Origin of the sequence: Segatella copri, from assembly GCF_019249795.2 — a bacterium.
GTDB classification, from domain to species: Bacteria; Bacteroidota; Bacteroidia; order Bacteroidales; family Bacteroidaceae; genus Prevotella; species Prevotella copri_B.
The window spans coordinates 2967957-2986079 of record NZ_CP156891.1 but is presented as its reverse complement, the minus strand read 5'-3'; the positions used below and the strand labels follow the sequence as shown (position 1 = coordinate 2986079).

The window sequence follows — 18123 nt, the reverse complement described above, 5'->3', positions numbered from 1 at the left end:
GTATCTTCGCAGCCGAAAATGTCAAACCCATAAAAATCAAGAACATGGAAGTAGTAACAATGGAAAAGAAGGCATTCGACTTGATGATGGCAAGATACGATGCCTTAGTACAAAAGGTAGAGTTGTTGAAGCACAAGGCAAACGGCAAGCGTCTCAACCAGTGGCTCACAGGATCTGAGGTCTGTCAGCAGCTGCGCATCAGCCCCCGCACATTACAGAAATTACGCGACCGCCGTTTCCTGGGACACACCCAAATCGGTCGCAAGTTCTATTACAATCCCGACGAAGTCAAGGCCATCGTTCCACTGATTGCCCGCATCAAATCGGTATAGCATAGAACGAAACAGCTCTGTTTGATATTAATTTTCCGATTGATATTGAGAATCAATTCGGGTTGGTATAGAACGAAATTCGCCCAAGGCGAAGTCGAAAACTTCACCTTGGGCGAGCAAACACTAGATATTTTATTCACCACTTAATCCAATTTGTAAGCAATGAACATGAACCAACTTTTGACGCATGAGAGCGAGTCGATAGACACCGCCATGCAGTCATTGAAGAAAGCCAACAACTGGCTGTCTTCCTTCATCGAGTCCTACAGCCCACCTTTGGACGGTGAGCGATACCTCACCGACAAAGAACTCTCCGAACACTTGAAGCTCAGTCGCCGCACCTTGCAAGAATATCGCAAGCAAGGCATCCTGCCTTACATCATCCTCTGTGGCAAGACCCTCTATCCCGAATCCGAGATCCAGTCCCTCCTCACCACCAACTATCGTAAACCCATAATTGACGGCACCGTCAAATGAGAATAAATGCTTCCAAACGCAATATAGAGCAATATCTCAATTGTAATGTGGGTATAAAAGGATTATTAAAAAATAAGAAAGGTATACACAATATATTCATTTGTATTCCGTTTCTTATAAAGAAAAAGCAACCGCCATAGTGTCAAACTGGCAGTTGCCTTTAAAAGACTCTTAACCTTGCTGCAACAAGGATTAAGTAAAAACATTTTAAATCTACATACGGATGCTATCAAAGGCATCCGTTTTTTTTACGGAGTTTAATCTCCTTTCTTGTGAATATGTGGTTTCAAAGAAGGGGTGTTTCCTGGAGTGTCTTTGTTGTCTCTTTGACGACGATCAGGCTTTCCCGTAGAAACCGCAATTCTCTTTGGTCCTGGTTTTATGCCCATAACTTTAAATTTTTGTTCAACATGTTTACTTCCCTTTTATATGGAGTTGAAGCTCCACCATTTTTTAAGAATTGGTAAACTTTTTCGCCTAACCCTCATACAGATTTTACAACAAGCGAGTGCCGTGACACTAATTTTTAATCTATACACAATATATGCCAAAGACATTTCTTCCCATATAGGGTCTTATCATAAGACAATTTGTCACATTTACATATATTTCTTGGAATACTTTATTATAGCATTTACAAAAAAAACAGTGTCAAACTATGTTAGAAATAGCTCAACACTGTTTTAAATTCGCATCATACAAAAGCTGTATTTTTCTTAACTAATACTTTTCATGCCCATTCATAACAACAATGACAGCCTGTCCATGCTGCCCTTGAAAGCAAGCATTCTGCTCTTTATGAACAATCTTCCCAACCAACCATTCTCTGAACAGCTTCGCTTGGAAAGTATCCATTTGAAAGGCGATCGCCATAACCATTTCCAGATTATACACATCAGCGGAGTTTCCATTTTCCAACTTGATATGGCGATATGTCTCAAATTCTTTCAAGACTCCCTGTTTGAAAATACGTTTAATCGTATTTCTCACTGTTATACCCGAAACATAGAACAGCTCCGCTATTTCCCACGCAGTCATCCACACCTCACCATGATGAGGTGCGTAGATGACCATGTCCTCCTGTATTGTTATCACCTGCCTTTTCATACTTCGTCTTGTTTAGAAATTTGATTACTCTTGTCATTTTCAACACTCTGTTCTACATGTCCCATATACTCCTCGATATGATTTAGTTGCAAAGATAACTTATCCATGTCCTTATTCAACTTTTCCTTAGTTATTTTTGCGTAAATTTGTGTTGTTTTAATATTCTTATGTCCCAATATCGAACTCACCGTTTCTATTGGCACACCATTGGTGAGACAAATCTCCGTAGCCATCGTATGGCGACTCATGTGCCAGGTCAGGTGCTTCGTAATGCCACATCTTTTCGCCACGCGAAGCAGAATGCCACGACAATCAGAATAGCATGGCACTGGAAAGATTCGTCCATCCGCACATAGTCCTCTGTATTTCTCCATGATGGATTTTGGATAATCCAACAATTTGATGGTAGATCTCACACCCGTCTTTTGTCTATCGATCATTATCCATTCACTGTCATCAAAGAATGTCTGTATATGTTCCTCTTTCAGATTTTTCAAATCTGCAAACGACAATCCCGTAAAGCAACAGAACAGATACAGGTCTCTTATCAATTGCATGGTCTTTCTTTTCAACTCAGCATTCATCAACAGATGAATCTCCTCTTTCGTCAGAAATCCACGAGTTGTCTCTACTTTCGGCACCTTATAGTCATGGAAAGGATCTCTCGTTAACCATCCATTATCTATCGCTCTGAACACCATTGTTCGCAATGGCAGCATATACACTGACAGAGAATTTTCGCACAAATGTTTATCTGTGCGCAGAAAAGCTTCAAAATCCGTAATAAAAGCAGGAGTCAGTTCTTTAAGAGATATGTCGTTGACATGATAACGACTCTGCAAGAACTCCTGTAGATGACGGTACACGCATCTATATCTTCTAAGGGAACCCCAAGAGCGCATACCCGCTTTATAGAGTTTCTCATAATCCTCATTGTACTGAGCATAAACCTTCAGCAAAGTCTGACAGCGATATTCCAATCCAAGAAAAGCATTCTTCACCTTCTCGGCTGTCACATAATTGTCTCTGTCAAGAATCTCTTGATAATGCTTGTTGATACTCACACGCATCTTGTCCAGCTTGCGGTTCACCTCCAATGCCAGCATACTTTTTCCTGTCATGCGTCCGCCCTTGGTGTCCCACAATTTTGGATTTGCCGTCACCTTACAACTGAACTGTGCCTGTGTTCCGTCCACTGTGATACGTCCCATGACTGGGACTGTACCGTCTTTCTTAACTACCTGTCTTTTGAGGTAGAAGATAATTGAAAATGTACTCTTCATAACTTCATTCTTTTTTTGCGTACAAAATTAATATCTGAAGAGTCTTTTCTTGCCACGCAAATCACCGCAGAACGCCACAATTTTCGTTTATCAACAAAAAACTTACGTTTCTCATTAGCAACTCACTATATATCAGAACATTCCCTTACTATATATAACCTACATCATTCTTCAAAACTCGAATCGTACCATTCAAAAGTATAGGTTACGAGTTGGTAACGTTCCTCTGTCTCATCTTGTCATATTTCCGTCTTCGTTTGTCGTCATCTCTTTTAATCAAAATGAGGAAAGTAACTGATAATCAGTAAACTTTCCTCATTCTTCTTTCAATCACTTTTTATAACTCGTTTTCGATGCCTAAGTATCATATTTACGGATGGTATTTAAGTCGCACACGGATCTTCTTCGTTGCAAGCGACGGTACTCACTAAGCCTCACAGCCAAAACTCCGAAGGAGCCAAAATCCGTGAGATCCGTGTGCGAAAATTCAACTTTCTTCTACAATTTCCAACAAGTTTCTGCTTATCGTAAATCAATCCTCGCTGAGGAGTTTCTTGATTTCCTCATCAGTCTTGGTGAGTTTGTCTTTACAGAGTTTCACCAAAGTTTTGGCACGTTTCAACTGCTCGGAGAGCTGATCAATATCGAGTTCATCATTCTCCATTCTTTCTACGATTTCTTCAAGCTCTCTTACGGCTTGTTCGTATTTCATTTCTTCTTTTTCCATAATCCTATTTTAGTTAAGAGTTAATAGTTTATAGCGGCTTCGCCGTTTAGCCAGATAGGTATAAACTATTAACTATAAATTATAAACTATTATTCAACTTTTACCTTCACGCTGCCCTCGGCAAACCTCGTTTCGATGATGTCGCCAGACTTCAGTTGCGAGGCAGAACGGATACTTTTGCCATCTTTCAGCGTGATGCTGTAGCCACGTTTCAGCAACAATTCGGGGTCTTGTGCCTGAATGCGCTGGGAAAGAAGCTGCAGACGATGACTCTCGTTGAGCATCTTCCTTTCCAATATCGGCTGAATATTCTGAGAAAGAATCTCGAAATGGCGCTGGGCCTCCGATAGTTTCGACTGGACATTTGTGCTTAAACGGCTCATCAAGCGGTCGAGATAAGCTCCCTGCTTCGTCTTCACCAGCGAAAACTGAACAGGAATCGTGTTGCTCAATCTGTCGAGCCTCATCTTCTCCACCTGCAGACGGTGCTTCACATTCTGCACGATAGCCTCTTGCGCATTCACCACACGGGCATAAACCTCAGTAAGATGATTAACGAGGAAGGCGGCAGCGGCTGTCGGTGTCTTTACACGCTGGAAAGAAATCATATCCAGCACACTCTCGTCCCTTTCATGTCCTATTCCCGTGATGATAGGCAGCGGGAAGTTTGCCACATTCTCGGCAAGCGCCAGGGTGTCGAAACCAGAGAGATCGCTCGTAGCGCCACCGCCTCGGATGATGACTACGCAGTCAAACTGTTCCCATTCGGCATTGATACTGTCGAGGGCAGCTATCACACTCTGCTCTACCCCCTCGCCCTGCATCGTAGCCGGAAAGAGGCGGGTTTGAAACTGCAGACCATAATCGTTATCGGCAAGCTGGTTGCAGAAATCACCATAACCTGCTGCCGTAGCGCTGGAAATGACGGCGATGCGCTGGCAGAACATCGGGAGCACCAACTCCTTCTGCAGTTCGAATACGCCCTCTGCTTTCAGCGTATTGATGATTTCCAGCCGCTTGCGCGCCATATCGCCCATCGTATAGTTAGGGTCAATATCATCTACTATCCAGGAGAAGCCATAGTTCTCATGAAACTGCGCGTGTACCTTGAGCAGTACTTTCATTCCGGCATGAATGCGCTGTCCGGTGATGCGCTCGAAATTCGGTTTGATGAACATCCATCGGTTTCGCCAGCAGGAGGCATGCGCCTTGGCAATGGGCGTATTAGACCGCTCATCCTTCTCGATGAGTTCCAGATAGCAGTGCCCTCCGTAGCCCTCGCGAGCCTCGGAGAGTTCCGCTTCCACCCAATAGCTGTCGGGCAAGGACATCGAAATGACCTCACGGACCATGGAGTTTAATTCAAAAAGTGATAATCGAAGTCGTTCCATGCTGTTTACTGTTTAAAGTTTACAGTTTATAGTTGAAAGTTTATAGCTAGCAGAGCAAGTTTGCCCTATTAACTATAAACTATCAACTATTAACTACTTGATCGCTTTTCCCGTCTGATAAGCCTTCCAGAAATCAGGCACACCATATCCGAATACATTATCGGGATGATGCTGATTATTACCAGCCAATCTCACGAGTTTCATAATCTGCTTAGCCGTCTTCTGAGGCAAAGCCTGCCAGAGACACGCTACCATTCCGGCGATGAGCGGAGAAGAGAAAGACGTTCCGTTATCATTGATGATATTTCCACGGCCCGTAATCACACAGGTAGGACTTCCGTAAGCCATCACATCAGGCTTGATTCTGCCGTCAGCAGTAGGTCCCACGGCACTGAAAGCCGCATTCTCGCCCATTTCGTTTACGCTGCCCACGGTAAGGATATTGCGTGCATCGGCAGGGAAATTGATTTTCTTCCAGCTTCCCATTCCGTCGTTTCCTGCAGAATTGACACAGATGATTCCCTTGTCAGCACACATCGAAGCGGTGCGGGAGATGAGGGTAGAATTACCGTCCTGCTCATAATAATGATGGTTGGTAGACGCATCATCGAAGCCATGATAGCCTAACGAAGAGTTGATGACATCCACGCCGCAACTATCAGCATATTCAGCCGCAAAAGCCCAGTAATCCTCTTCTGCCAGACTCTCTGTGCGCTCATCTTCACAGCGCACCAGCAGATATTGAGCCTCAGGTGCCACCCCCACGAATCTTTCGGGTTCGTTGGCAGCCATCGTAGAAAGCACCATCGTTCCATGCTCCATCTCGGCGAAAATATTCTTGGATTGAGGAACCACAAAGTCCCTAATGCCCGCCAATCTGATATTATGCAGCGCCGGAATCTTATCCACATTCATGAATCCGCCGTCGAAGACAGCAATCATCATTTCTTTGCCCAAATGTCCGGTTCTATGCAGCCGCTTGCCGTTGAGCGACTGGATCTGCGCATCGGCAGCACCATATTCGCCTACTCCACCAGTCCAATCGTTCAATCCCCTGCGAACGCTACTTCTGACGCGCTGACTGACAGAATCGGGAGCAGAGAAGACCTTCATCTTCCGGGTGATGAAATCGAGTTCATCCAGTTTCCGTAGTTCCTTCTCCTTATGAATGCGGACCAGCAGGGTATTGTTCCACTTGCTTTTGCCCACAATCTCGATGCCTGCCTCGCTTACAGCCTGCTCATAAGCAGGAGCCACAGGCAAATCGGTAACATCGATGGGCAGATTCTGTCTCTTTCTGCGCTCTATGGAACGGGGAGAGAGAAAATCTGCAGGGCGACTTACCGAAAAGGGAGTGTGACTAAGGTCTTTGTCTCTGAGATAAAGACGATACATCATACACTTGCCTCCCGGATACGACACCATATCGGTTTCGGCGATGCGGGGCAACCGCATCAGTTGCTCAAAATTGCTAACCCTGTCTTCGCGAGCAAACAAAGAAAGAGCGGTCATTAAAAATGCATAAAGCATCAAATATTTTTTCATCATTATATCGGTAGTCCGGTTTGTTATTGTTGTTGCTGCAATATTTTTGTATTGCATTTGTTAATGAGTTGAATTGTTTATTCTGAAGTGCAAAAGTACAGAAATTGTACGAAAACACCAAAGGAAAAGGGAAGTTTTTATCATGAAATGCAAGTTTTTCTCATATATATAATAAGGTATCAGATATTTTTTGTACTTTTGCAGACAAGTAGCCGCTGCAATTGCATTCTGAAAGAAGCAGGGCGAGCGGCTATGAGGAAAAAACAGATATAAATGGAAAATAAACAAGCGACATTAGAATTAGGTACGAAGCCGGTGGGCAAGCTGCTCGTTCAGTACGCCCTGCCAGCGATGATTGCGATGACCGCCGCCTCACTCTACAACATCGTTGACCGAGTATTCATCGGTCAGGGTGTGGGAGCCATGGCCATCTCAGGTCTCGCCATCACCTTCCCCTTCATGAACCTCACCGCCGCTTTCGGAGCCGGTGTGGGCGTAGGAGCGTCTACTGCCATCAGCGTGAAGTTGGGACAAAAAGACTATGCCACAGCGCAAAACATTCTGGGTAACACAATTTCTCTGAATCTCATCATCGGTATCGGATTGAGCATCATCTGTCTGCTCTTCCTCGACCCTATCCTGAGATTCTTCGGAGCCAGCGACCAGACGCTCATCTATGCCCATGAGTATATGGTCATCATCCTGCTGGGCAATGTGGTGAGCCACATGTATTTCGGTATGAATGCTCTGCTCCGAGCAGCGAGCAAGCCCAAGCAGGCGATGTTTGCCACCATCTTTACGGTGATGATGAACGTGATACTCGATGCGCTCTTCATCCTCGTCTTCAAATGGGGAATACAGGGAGCCGCCATCGCCACCATCCTTTCGCAGTTGATGGCGCTGATGTGGCAAATCAAGCTCTTCAGCAACAAGAATGAGCTGCTCCACTTCAAGAAAGGCATCTACAAACTGAAGAGGAAACTCGTGGATAATATCCTTGCCATCGGCATTTCGCCTTTCCTGATGAACGTGTGCGCCTGCATCATCGTCATCTTCATCAACAACCAGCTGGTGCGGTTCGGAGGCGACCTCTCCGTGGGAGCCTACGGAATAGCCAATGGTATTGCGATGGTGTTCGTGATGTTCGTGTTTGGCGTAAACCAGGGAATGCAGCCTATAGCCGGATACAACTATGGAGCCCAGAAACTGGACCGGCTGATTCGCGTACTGAACCTGAGCATCATTGCCGCCACCGCCATCATGGTAACGGGCTGGCTGATAGCGATGTTCCTGCCTTACTACTGCGCACGACTGTTTACAACCGATAAGCAACTGATAGACTTGGGCATTAAGGCGATCAGAGTAGTGATGTTCTGCTTCCCGGTCATCGGGTTCCAGATGGTTATCACCAACTTCTTCCAGTGCATCGGAAAGGTGAAGATCAGTATCTTCCTCTCCTTGTCGAGACAGTTGCTCATCCTTCTGCCGCTCCTGGCTTTCCTGCCGATGATATGGGACATTGATGGAGTATGGTACAGTATGCCTATCTCCGACTTCGCTGCCGCAGTCATCGCCGGAGTCGTAATGATGTGGTACATGAACAAGCTGAAAAGACAACACCAAGAACAGCTAAAAGTTAATAGTTAATAGGGCTTAGCCGTTTAGCAAGATTGCCATAGGCGGTTCATGCTATAAATTATAAACTACAAACTAAAGATTATGAATAAGATTATCATAAACGTAGGTCGCCAGATAGGTAGCGGCGGGCATATCATCGCCGAGAAGCTGGCGGAGGATTTCGGTTGCAAATGTTACGACCGTGAGCTGCTGAATCTTGCCGCCAAGGAGAGTGGATTCTCTGAGAAATTCTTCGAGCAGAACGATGAGCAGAAGGGATTCTTCAAGTCTCTCTTCCATACCCATCTGCCCTTCCTGAGCGATAACAATTTCTATCACAACGACTTCTCGCAGGAAGGTCTGTACAAGTTCCAGAGCGACGCTATCAGAAAGGCTGCCGATGAGGGCAACTGCGTGTTCGTGGGCAGAACCGCTGACTATGTGCTGCGTGATTACAAGAATGTGATTAATATCTTCATCACCGCCAATATCGACGACCGCATTAAGGCAGTGTGCAAGCGAAAGGACATCGACAGAGCCTCCGCCCGCAAGTTCATCGAAAGCCACGAGGAGCAGCGCGCCTCTTACTACGATTACTATACAGGCAAGAAGTGGGGACACAGCGAGAGCTACGACCTCTGCATCAACAGCAGCCATCTGGGAATCGAAGAAACAGAGAAGTTTATCGCAGAATTTATCAGAAAGAAGTTCGGACTTAGTGATTAATTATTAGTGATTAGTGATTTATTTTAGGGACATAAAATATTAAACATCATATAAATGAAGAAGATTATGCTTTTGGGCTCAGGCGAACTGGGCAAAGAATTTACCATCGCCGCAAAGCGAGCAGGACAGTACGTCATCGCTTGCGACAAGTATGACAATGCACCAGCCATGCAGGTAGCCGACGAGCGAGAAGTGTTCTCGATGCTCGATGGCGACGCATTGACCGCAGTGGTAGAGAAACATCACCCAGACATCATCGTGCCTGAGATTGAAGCTATCCGCACCGAGCGACTCTTCGACTTCGAGAAGGAGGGCATCCAGGTTGTGCCTTCTGCCCGTGCCGTGAACTACACCATGAACCGCCGTGCCATCCGCGACCTTGCCGCCAAGGAACTGGGTCTGCGCACCGCCAAGTATTTCTATGCCAAGACCTTCGAGGAGTTTAAGAACGCTGCCGATGAAATCGGTTTCCCATGCGTAGTGAAACCTCTGATGAGTTCAAGCGGCCATGGTCAGAGCTATGTTCACAACGATGATGAACTGAAGGAAGCTTACAAGGAGGCAATGGAAGAAGGTCGTGGCGACGTGAAGGAAGTAATCATCGAGGAATTTATCGACTTCGATTCTGAGTTCACCCTGCTCACCGTCACCCAGAAAGACGGTCCTACCCTCTTCTGTCCACCTATAGGCCACGTACAGAAGGGCGGCGACTACCGCGAGAGTTGGCAGCCATTCCAGATTCCTGAAGAGGCTTTGAAGAAGGCTGAGCACATTGCCGGCGAAGTAACCAAGGCATTGACAGGTGCCGGTCTCTGGGGCGTAGAGTTCTTCCTGAGCAAGCAGGGCGAGGTTATCTTCTCAGAGTTGAGTCCTCGTCCACACGATACAGGTATGGTAACCCTCGGTCACACCACCAACCTGAGCGAGTTTGAGCTCCACTTCCGTGCCGTGATGGGCTTGCCTATCGCCGGAATCCATCTGGAGCACATCGGCTGTTCTGCCGTCATCCTCTCGCCAGAGGAAAGCACCGAGCCATTAAACTACAATATGCTCGATGCCCTGAAGGAAGACCACACCCGCATCCGTATCTTCGGCAAGCCAGAGGCTCACGTAGGCCGTCGCATGGGCGTCGTACTCTGCTACGGCGAAAAGGGCGATGACCTCAACCAGCTCCGCGACAAGGCAAAGCGTCTGGCAAAGACTGTATTGGGAACCGACCCATACATGAAGAAATAGACATGAAAGAATTAGGAAGAATTATCACATTACCCAAGATATTCGACCCAAGAGGCAACCTGACAGTGGCAGAGGGAGAGACGCATATTCCCTTTGCCATTGCCCGTACCTACTGGACCTATGATGTTCCGGGCGGAGAAAGTCGCGGTGGCCATGCTCACAAGAAATGCCAGGAATTCATCATAGCAGCCAGCGGTTCCTTTTCGGTAACACTGGATAATGGAGAACAGAAGAAGACCTATCATCTTAACCACCCTTGGGAGGGACTGTTCGTAGATGTCAATATCTGGCGAACACTGGATGATTTCTCTTCCGGCTCATTGTGTCTGGTTCTGGCTTCCCACAAGTTTGAGGAAGAAGACTACATACGCGAATATGACGAATATCTCAGATTCATCAGTTCATCCCAAAGTCCTAATCTCTCAAAGACCGAGAATCAATAACGCTAAAAATCATGTTTGAGATCAGAAAATACAACGATGCAGACAAGGAAGTCTGGAATGCCTATGTAGAACATGCACGCAACGCCACCTTCCTTCTCAACCGCTCCTACATGGATTATCACAGCGACCGTTTCCATGACCATTCGCTCATGATTTTCCACAACAACAAGCTCTATGCCTTACTCCCTGCCAATGAGGACGGAGATGTTTTCTATTCTCATCAGGGACTCACCTATGCCGGACTGCTCACTACCGGACACGCCTCAGCAGAAAATATCTGTCAGGTTTTCGTTGCCATCAACACATACCTGAAGCAGGCAGGTTTCCGCAAGTGCATCTACAAACCGATACCCTGGATTTACCAGCAACTGCCAGCCGAAGAAGACCTCTATGCTCTCTTCAAGGAATGCCGGGCGCAAATCTGCGCCAGAAACATTGCGGCTGTCATCGACCTGAAGCATCCGCTGAAATGGTATAATATCAGAAAATCGGGCGCAAGGAAAGCCCTGGGAAAAGGAATCTTCATTGAAGAAAGTGAGGATTACGAAACGTTTTGGAGCATTTTAACCGAAAACCTGATGAACACCTATCAGGCTCATCCTGTTCATACCTTGCAAGAGATGAGCAGACTGAAAACATCTTTCCCTGACAATATCAAACTGTATGTTGCCCGAGAAGAATCTGGCAAGATGCTAGGCGGAACCGTTCTGTACATCAGCAGAAAAGTGGTTCACACGCAGTATATTTCCGCATCAGAAGAGGGAAAAAAGGCGCATGCACTCGATGCTTTGTTTCTGAATCTCATTAATATAAGGTATAAGGATTTTGATTATTTCGATTTCGGAACATCTAATGAAGAAGGAGGAAAGGTGCTCAACACCAGCCTCATCTACCAGAAAGAAGGTTTCGGAGGAAGAGGCGTGGTTTACGACACCTATGAATGGACAGTATAAAGAGAAATCCCGAAGTTCACACGATAGTGAGTTTCGGGATTTCTGCCTTTTACAAGAGTATAACTGTCACACCACGAGCAGCTTGCGCACCCATAACCAGAGCCTGCTCGATATCGGCTGTCTTGGAAGGACCACTGATGAAAGTACCGAAATTGTACTTCGGATCCATCTCAATACGGGCATAAGCCTCATGCATATTGTTCACAATCTTCTCTTTTTCGAGGAATATCACAAGGTATTCCGAGATGAAAAGCACCGCTTTCTCCTTCATGGTCTGAGGAATCCAGACGCAGCCATTCTCGGCAACACCCACTTCACCACGAACAATACCCACATCAGTACCATTCAGGTCATTAGCCTCAGTCACCGTATCAGGATTCTTCTGGGCAATCGTGATTTCTGGCAGATGAGAGGCAAAGACCTTGGCTTCCGGATAAGCCTTCTTCACCAGCTCATCCAGACTCTCACCCTCCTTCGCTTCTATCACATGGCCACCTACCGATTCCGTCATCTCAATAAACTGTTTCAGCGTATCCTCATACTGGATACCCTTCACATCTACGGCAGGCATATCGAATTGAACATGCGTATTCTTGCGCAACTTGTTCAGGAAATCTTCTTTCTTCATTTTACTTTTCCCTCCTTCCATAATTGATGAAAACTCTTCTTGGCAAACTCAGGCATGGCGTGACCGATGCCCCAGGCATTCCAATTGCTGAAGTGCGTACAGCATTCAGGAACCAGATTGACAAGCGGAGCAAACTTCAGGGCTGTGGTGTAGAGCGCAGGACGGTCGAAGAGATGCTTCATACCATTCGACATCGCCTTCTTCACAGGATCTGCCTTGCCCAACTTCTCCAGACTCTGGCGCCATACGTAAATCTGCGAACCTGGTCCTACCTTGGAAGGACAGACATTGTCGCAAGACAAGCACAAGGTGCAGGCAGAAACATTGTCGCTGTACTTCTGAGGATTCTTCAGCATACCCAGGTTCACACCAATAGGACCCGGTATAAAATAGGTGTAACTGTAACCGCCTGAACGACGATAAACCGGACAGGTATTCATGCAGGCTCCGCAACGCATACATTTCAAAGTCTGCCAGTGGTCCTTATCGGCGAGAATATCGCTTCTGCCATTATCCACCAGCACCACATGCATCTCGGCACCCGGACGAGCCTGGCGGAAATGAGAAGTGAAGGCGGTGGTAGGCTGACCGGTTCCGCAGCGGCAAAGCAGACGCTGGAATACAGCCAATGACTTATAATCAGGAACCAGTTTCTCAATACCCATCGCTACGATATGGAGCTTAGGCATGGAAGTAGTCATATCCGCATTACCCTCGTTGGTGCAAACCACGCAATCGCCGGTAGCAGCCACACCGAAGTTACATCCGGTCATACCTGCTCCAGCTTCCATAAACTGGTCGCGGAGATGATGACGGGCACAGCGGGTCAGGTAAGTAGGATCGTAGTTGCCGATTTCCTTGGAGATACCCTTCTCCTCGAACATCTTACCTACCTCCTCACGCTTCAGGTGGATGGCAGGCATCACGATATGGCTAGGCTTCTGACCCAGAAGCTGGATGATGCGCTCACCCAGGTCTGTCTCTACCACGTCAATGCCGTGCTGCTCCAGATAAGGATTCATCTCGCACTCCTCGGTGAGCATCGACTTCGACTTCACCATCTTCTTCACGTTATGGTCTTTCAGAATACCGAGCACAATCTCATTGAATTCCTGCGCATCCTTTGCCCAGTGAACCTTTACCCCGCGGCTCTCCAGATTCTTGGAAAACATATCGAGATAATCGGCAAGATGGGTAATCGTGTGCATCTTGATTTCAGACGCATGCTCGCGGAGATCTTCCCACTCAGGAAGTCCCTGCGCCATTCTATCTCTTTTCTGACGAACAGACCAGAAGGTAGCATCGTGCCAGGTGGTCTTCTCTACATTCTGCGTAAACTTCGCAGCTCTCTTGGAATGTTCTGTACTCATAGTCCTGCAGCTAATATTTGAACAACATGAATAAACTTGATCGGCATCTTCTCCTTCTTGGCGATTCCCGCCATGTGCATCAGGCAGGAAGAATCCGGACCCGTTACATACTCAGCACCTGTAGCCATGTGGCGCTTGATCTTGTCCTCGCCCATACGGGTAGAAACGGCAGGTTCCTCAATAGAGAACATACCGCCGAATCCGCAGCACTCATCCTTACGCTCCGGTTCGTGGATGGTAATACCTTCCACCATATTTAATAAGTCAATGATTTTGTTGAAAGGCTTGATGTGGCGCTCAGAAGGAGATGACAATCCCAGTTCGCGCACACCGTGGCAACTGTTGTGTACACTCACCACATGCGGGAACTTGCCCGGCACATGATCCACCTTCAGCACATCGTGAAGGAACTCCACAACATCCATGATTTTCTTTGAGGAAATACACTCGTGCTTACCCTCAAGGATTTTAGGATAATACACCTTTACGTAAGCAGCACATGAGGCAGAAGGAGCTACGATATAATCGTAATCCTTGAACAGCTCATCAAATGTCTCTATGACCTTCTCCGACTTGTCCTGAAAACCGGCATTAGCCATTGGCTGGCCGCAGCAAGTCTGTTTTTCGGGATAACCCACGTCTAGTCCGTAATGCTTAAGCAACTTGTATGTAGCCACACCCGCTTCAGGGTAAAGGGCATCCACATAACAAGGGACGAATAATCCGACTTTCATTGTTGTTATATTTATCTTGTTTGCTATTTGTTTATTCTTTTTATACATGACTAAAAGCCGCTGCAAAAGTAACAAAAAAATAGTAATAATAAAAGATTTTAGGGAAGAAATTATGAGATTTGATGTTATTTAACTGTAAAGAATTGCAGAAAATTTGGAATAATCAAATAAATAGCGTAACTTTGCATCTAGAAATAGTGTGTCTACCATTTGTGAACTAACGCAAATGCAGTTTAGTTGCTAAAAACATAAATACCAAGACATATAAAGAACAAACTTATAGTTATATTTAATGATGAAGAAACAGCTTAAGAAAGTCCTCGTTCTGGGTTCCGGTGCTTTGAAGATCGGCCAGGCAGGTGAGTTTGACTATTCCGGTTCGCAGGCTCTCAAGGCTTTGCGCGAGGAGGGTATTAGTTCCGTCCTCATTAATCCAAACGTTGCTACAATTCAGACAAGTGAAGGTATTGCTGACAAGGTTTATTTCTTGCCGGTGACACCTTTTTTTGTAACTGAAATTATCAAGAAGGAGCGCCCAGATGGCATCATGCTGGCTTGGGGTGGACAGACGGGTTTGAACGTTGGTACAGAACTTTACCTCAACGGTGTGCTCAAGGAGTATGGTGTGGATGTGTTGGGTACTTCGGTAGAGGCTATCATGAACACGGAAGACCGCGACCTCTTCGTAAAGGAGCTTAACAAGGTTGACCTCAAGGTTCCAGTAAGCCACGCTTGCGAGAACATGGAGGAGGCTGTGGCTGCGGCACGCAACATCGGCTACCCTATCATGATCCGTTCTGCCTACGCGCTGGGTGGTCTCGGTTCTGGTGTCTGCAAGACCGAAGAGGAGTTTAAGGAGATTGCTGAATCTGCCTTCACTTTCGCACCTCAGGTGCTTGTTGAGGAGAGCCTGAAGGGATGGAAGGAGATTGAGTTCGAGTGCATCCGTGATGCTAACGACCGTTGCTTCACCGTTGCCTCTATGGAAAACTTCGACCCACTGGGTATTCACACAGGTGAGTCTATCGTGGTGGCTCCAACCTGTTCTCTTACCGACGAGCAGGTGAAGATGTTGCAGGACATCGCCGTGAAGTGCGTCCGTCACCTCAACATCGTGGGTGAGTGCAACATCCAGTATGCTTTCAATGCTGAGACCAACGACTACCGTATCATCGAGATCAATGCTCGCTTGAGCCGTTCTTCTGCCCTCGCATCTAAGGCTACCGGTTATCCGCTCGCCTTCGTTGCTGCCAAGATTGCCCTCGGTTATACGCTCGACCAGATTGGTGAGATGGGTACTCCTAACTCAGCTTATGTGGCTCCATCACTCGACTATATGATCTGTAAGATTCCTCGTTGGGACCTTACCAAATTTGCCGGTGTAAGCCGCAAGATTGGTTCTTCCATGAAGTCTGTAGGCGAAATCATGTCTATCGGCCGTTCATTCGAGGAGATGCTCCAGAAGGGTCTCCGTATGATTGGTCAGGGAATGCACGGTTTCGTAGGCAACGACCACACCAAGTTTAATAACTTGGATGAGGAACTTTCTAACCCTACCGACCTCCGTATCTTCGCCATCGCCCAGGCTTTGGAGGAAGGTTACACCATCGAGCGCATCGAGGAGTTGACCAAGATTGATCCTTGGTTCATCGAGCGCATGAAGAATATCGTAGATTACAAGCACAAGCTTTCTGAATATAATACTCTGGAGGAGATTCCTGCCGAGGTATTGCGCGAGGCTAAGGTATTGGGCTTCTCTGACTTCCAGATTGGCCGCTTCGTATTGAAGACCAAAGATACCAACATGGAGAAGGAGGTGCTGGCTGTTCGTGCCCTGCGCAAGAAGCTGAACATTCTTCCTGCCGTAAAGCGCATCCCTACTGTGGCAAGCGAGCATCCTGACCTCACCAACTATCTCTACATGACATACGCTGTAGAGGGGTACGACATCAACTACTACAAGAACGAGAAGTCTGTCATCGTTCTCGGTTCGGGTGCTTACCGCATCGGTTCTTCCGTAGAGTTCGACTGGTGTTCAGTAAACGCCATCAATACAGCCCGCAAGTTGGGTTACAAGTCAATCATGATCAACTACAACCCGGAGACCGTATCTACCGACTACGATATGTGCGACCGTCTCTACTTCGATGAGCTTTCATTCGAGCGTGTACTCGATGTCATCGACCTGGAGTCACCACGTGGCGTGATTGTTTCTGTGGGTGGTCAGATTCCAAACAACCTGGCTATGAAGCTTCATCGCCAGTCTGTGCCAATTCTGGGTACATCTCCAGTCAACATCGACCGTGCCGAGAACCGCGGTAAGTTCTCTGCCATGCTCGATAAGTTGGGTATCGACCAGCCTAAGTGGAGCGCCCTCACATCAATGGAGGATGTCCAGAAGTTCATCGACGAGGTAGGCTATCCTGTTCTCGTTCGTCCTTCCTACGTTCTTTCCGGTGCAGCCATGAACGTTTGCCACGATGATGATGAGTTGCGTCGCTTCCTGGAGGCAGCTTCTGAGGTTTCTAAGGAATACCCAGTAGTTATCTCTCAGTTTATGACAGAGACCAACGAGATTGAGTTCGATGGTGTTGCCCAGAACGGTGAGATTGTAGAGTATGGTATTTCAGAGCACGTAGAGTATGCTGGTGTTCACTCTGGTGACGCAACCATGACCTTCCCAGCCCAGCAGATTTCCTTCGCTACAGCCCGTCAGATCAAGAAGATTTCACGTGCCATCGCCAAGGAGCTCAACATCTCTGGTCCTTTCAATATCCAGTACCTGGCTAAGGGTCGTGATGTAAAGGTAATCGAGTGTAACCTCCGTGCATCCCGTTCGTTCCCATTTGTAAGCAAGGTATTGAAGCGCAACTTCATCGAAACGGCTACCCGCATCATGCTCGATGCTCCATATCAGAAACCGGATAAGTCTGCTTTCGATATCGACCGTATGGGTGTGAAGGCATCCCAGTTCTCATTCGCCCGCTTGCAGAACGCCGACCCAGTTTTGGGTGTGGATATGAGCTCTACCGGTGAGGTAGGCTGTATGGGTGATACTTTCGAAGAGGCATTGCTCAACTCATTGATTGCTACCGGCTACAAGATTCCTTCTAAGGACAAGGGCATCATGCTTTCAAGCGGTGGTGCCAAGGAGAAGGCTTCTCTGCTCGATGCTGCACAGGCGCTGGTGAAGAACGGTTACACCATCTATGCTACAGCCGGTACAGCGAAGTTCCTCAACGAGAACAACGTGAAGGCTACAGCCGTAGGATGGCCTGATGAGGACCAAAAGGATCTTCCTAACGTGATGCAGATGATTGCCGACCACAAGTTCGACCTCATCGTCAACATCCCTAAGAATCACACCAAGCGTGAGTTGACCAATGGTTACAGAATCCGTCGTGGCGCCATCGACCACAACATTCCTCTGTTCACCAATGCCCGTCTGGCTTCAGCCTTCATCGAGGCATTCTGCACAATGAGCCAGGACCAGTTGCAGATTAAGAGCTGGCAGGAGTACGAGTAATCGCACGCGGGAATAATTTTTATCTCAC

Annotated in this window: 16 protein-coding genes; 8 read left to right on the top strand and 8 right to left on the bottom strand. The window is 47.0% G+C overall.

Translation table 11 applies throughout. From position 1 onward, the window contains the following. Positions 1 to 44: 44 nt before the first annotated feature. Complete coding sequence (locus KUA48_RS12355; protein ID WP_218432315.1) at positions 45 to 332, top strand: helix-turn-helix domain-containing protein; 288 nt, start codon at positions 45 to 47, stop codon at positions 330 to 332. A 162-nt stretch (positions 333 to 494) separates the two neighbouring features. Next, on the top strand, positions 495 to 809 hold the full coding sequence (locus KUA48_RS12350) for a helix-turn-helix domain-containing protein (protein ID WP_218432316.1): 315 nt from the start codon (positions 495 to 497) through the stop codon (positions 807 to 809). A gap of 720 nt (positions 810 to 1529) precedes the next feature. Here KUA48_RS12350 and KUA48_RS12345 read toward each other — a convergent pair. The 5 genes from KUA48_RS12345 to KUA48_RS12325 form a co-directional block, all read right to left on the bottom strand. Next, a complete protein-coding gene (locus KUA48_RS12345) occupies positions 1530 to 1916 on the bottom strand; it encodes a hypothetical protein (RefSeq protein WP_153072768.1) in 387 nt (128 codons plus the stop codon). Then, positions 1913 to 3199, bottom strand: a complete 1287-nt coding sequence (locus tag KUA48_RS12340) for a site-specific integrase (RefSeq protein WP_153088252.1) — start codon at positions 3197 to 3199, stop codon at positions 1913 to 1915. Before KUA48_RS12340 ends, KUA48_RS12345 begins: the two co-directional genes overlap by 4 nt. Before the next feature lie 532 nt (positions 3200 to 3731). Continuing rightward, positions 3732 to 3926: an exodeoxyribonuclease VII small subunit gene (gene xseB, locus KUA48_RS12335; RefSeq protein WP_006847759.1), complete on the bottom strand. Its 195-nt coding sequence runs from the start codon at positions 3924 to 3926 to the stop codon at positions 3732 to 3734. Between the two features lie 89 nt (positions 3927 to 4015). Next, positions 4016 to 5317 carry an exodeoxyribonuclease VII large subunit gene (gene xseA / locus KUA48_RS12330; protein WP_218432317.1) on the bottom strand — a complete coding sequence of 434 codons (1302 nt, stop codon included), beginning with the start codon at positions 5315 to 5317 and terminating at the stop codon, positions 4016 to 4018. 93 nt (positions 5318 to 5410) lie between these two features. Then, positions 5411 to 6865 carry a S8 family serine peptidase gene (locus KUA48_RS12325; RefSeq protein WP_228112646.1) on the bottom strand — a complete coding sequence of 485 codons (1455 nt, stop codon included), beginning with the start codon at positions 6863 to 6865 and terminating at the stop codon, positions 5411 to 5413. A 270-nt stretch (positions 6866 to 7135) separates the two neighbouring features. Between KUA48_RS12325 and KUA48_RS12320 the strand changes: the two genes are divergently transcribed. From KUA48_RS12320 to KUA48_RS12300, 5 genes are all read left to right on the top strand, one after another. Next, positions 7136 to 8509: an MATE family efflux transporter gene (locus KUA48_RS12320; protein WP_215651724.1), complete on the top strand. Its 1374-nt coding sequence runs from the start codon at positions 7136 to 7138 to the stop codon at positions 8507 to 8509. Between the two features lie 72 nt (positions 8510 to 8581). Then, positions 8582 to 9205 carry an AAA family ATPase gene (locus KUA48_RS12315; RefSeq protein ID WP_022121486.1) on the top strand — a complete coding sequence of 208 codons (624 nt, stop codon included), beginning with the start codon at positions 8582 to 8584 and terminating at the stop codon, positions 9203 to 9205. Positions 9206 to 9259: 54 nt separating this feature from the next. Beyond that, a complete protein-coding gene (gene purT / locus KUA48_RS12310) occupies positions 9260 to 10441 on the top strand; it encodes a formate-dependent phosphoribosylglycinamide formyltransferase (RefSeq protein ID WP_006847765.1) in 1182 nt (393 codons plus the stop codon). A gap of 2 nt (positions 10442 to 10443) precedes the next feature. Next, on the top strand, positions 10444 to 10884 hold the full coding sequence (locus KUA48_RS12305; RefSeq protein ID WP_118254179.1) for an FdtA/QdtA family cupin domain-containing protein: 441 nt from the start codon (positions 10444 to 10446) through the stop codon (positions 10882 to 10884). Positions 10885 to 10895: 11 nt separating this feature from the next. Continuing rightward, complete coding sequence (locus tag KUA48_RS12300) at positions 10896 to 11837, top strand: GNAT family N-acetyltransferase (RefSeq protein WP_119227056.1); 942 nt, start codon at positions 10896 to 10898, stop codon at positions 11835 to 11837. A gap of 49 nt (positions 11838 to 11886) precedes the next feature. On the opposite strand, the gene KUA48_RS12295 is transcribed toward KUA48_RS12300, so the two are convergent. From KUA48_RS12295 to KUA48_RS12285, 3 genes are read right to left on the bottom strand one after another with little or no spacing between them, the layout of a single operon-like run. Next, the gene (locus KUA48_RS12295; protein WP_119227057.1) at positions 11887 to 12465 is read right to left on the bottom strand and encodes an LUD domain-containing protein; all 579 of its coding nucleotides are present in this window, start codon (positions 12463 to 12465) and stop codon (positions 11887 to 11889) included. Continuing rightward, positions 12462 to 13835, bottom strand: coding sequence for a lactate utilization protein B (locus tag KUA48_RS12290; RefSeq protein ID WP_218432319.1), 1374 nt, complete (start codon positions 13833 to 13835; stop codon positions 12462 to 12464). Before KUA48_RS12290 ends, KUA48_RS12295 begins: the two co-directional genes overlap by 4 nt. Then, positions 13832 to 14569, bottom strand: a complete 738-nt coding sequence (locus tag KUA48_RS12285) for a (Fe-S)-binding protein (protein ID WP_118254250.1) — start codon at positions 14567 to 14569, stop codon at positions 13832 to 13834. The genes KUA48_RS12290 and KUA48_RS12285 overlap by 4 nt, the downstream gene beginning before the upstream one ends. 295 nt (positions 14570 to 14864) lie before the next feature. Here KUA48_RS12285 and carB point away from each other — a divergent pair, with 295 nt between their 5' ends. Then, complete coding sequence (carB, locus tag KUA48_RS12280; RefSeq protein WP_153073270.1) at positions 14865 to 18095, top strand: carbamoyl-phosphate synthase (glutamine-hydrolyzing) large subunit; 3231 nt, start codon at positions 14865 to 14867, stop codon at positions 18093 to 18095. The last annotated feature ends 28 nt before the right edge of the window (positions 18096 to 18123 follow it).

Bases quoted from the DNA above. Each gene is read 5' to 3' on its own strand.
- KUA48_RS12315 (WP_022121486.1), top strand. From the start codon at position 8,582: ATGAATAAGATTATCATAAACGTAGGTCGCCAGATAGGTAGCGGCGGG.
- xseB (WP_006847759.1), bottom strand. From the start codon at position 3,926: ATGGAAAAAGAAGAAATGAAATACGAACAAGCCGTAAGAGAGCTTGAA.
- KUA48_RS12300 (WP_119227056.1), top strand. From the start codon at position 10,896: ATGTTTGAGATCAGAAAATACAACGATGCAGACAAGGAAGTCTGGAAT.
- KUA48_RS12325 (WP_228112646.1), bottom strand. From the start codon at position 6,865: ATGATGAAAAAATATTTGATGCTTTATGCATTTTTAATGACCGCTCTT.
- KUA48_RS12290 (WP_218432319.1), bottom strand. From the start codon at position 13,835: ATGAGTACAGAACATTCCAAGAGAGCTGCGAAGTTTACGCAGAATGTA.
- purT (WP_006847765.1), top strand. From the start codon at position 9,260: ATGAAGAAGATTATGCTTTTGGGCTCAGGCGAACTGGGCAAAGAATTT.
- KUA48_RS12295 (WP_119227057.1), bottom strand. From the start codon at position 12,465: ATGAAGAAAGAAGATTTCCTGAACAAGTTGCGCAAGAATACGCATGTT.
- KUA48_RS12320 (WP_215651724.1), top strand. From the start codon at position 7,136: ATGGAAAATAAACAAGCGACATTAGAATTAGGTACGAAGCCGGTGGGC.
- KUA48_RS12285 (WP_118254250.1), bottom strand. From the start codon at position 14,569: ATGAAAGTCGGATTATTCGTCCCTTGTTATGTGGATGCCCTTTACCCT.
- carB (WP_153073270.1), top strand. From the start codon at position 14,865: ATGAAGAAACAGCTTAAGAAAGTCCTCGTTCTGGGTTCCGGTGCTTTG.
- KUA48_RS12350 (WP_218432316.1), top strand. From the start codon at position 495: ATGAACATGAACCAACTTTTGACGCATGAGAGCGAGTCGATAGACACC.
- KUA48_RS12345 (WP_153072768.1), bottom strand. From the start codon at position 1,916: ATGAAAAGGCAGGTGATAACAATACAGGAGGACATGGTCATCTACGCA.
- KUA48_RS12355 (WP_218432315.1), top strand. From the start codon at position 45: ATGGAAGTAGTAACAATGGAAAAGAAGGCATTCGACTTGATGATGGCA.
- xseA (WP_218432317.1), bottom strand. From the start codon at position 5,317: ATGGAACGACTTCGATTATCACTTTTTGAATTAAACTCCATGGTCCGT.
- KUA48_RS12340 (WP_153088252.1), bottom strand. From the start codon at position 3,199: ATGAAGAGTACATTTTCAATTATCTTCTACCTCAAAAGACAGGTAGTT.
- KUA48_RS12305 (WP_118254179.1), top strand. From the start codon at position 10,444: ATGAAAGAATTAGGAAGAATTATCACATTACCCAAGATATTCGACCCA.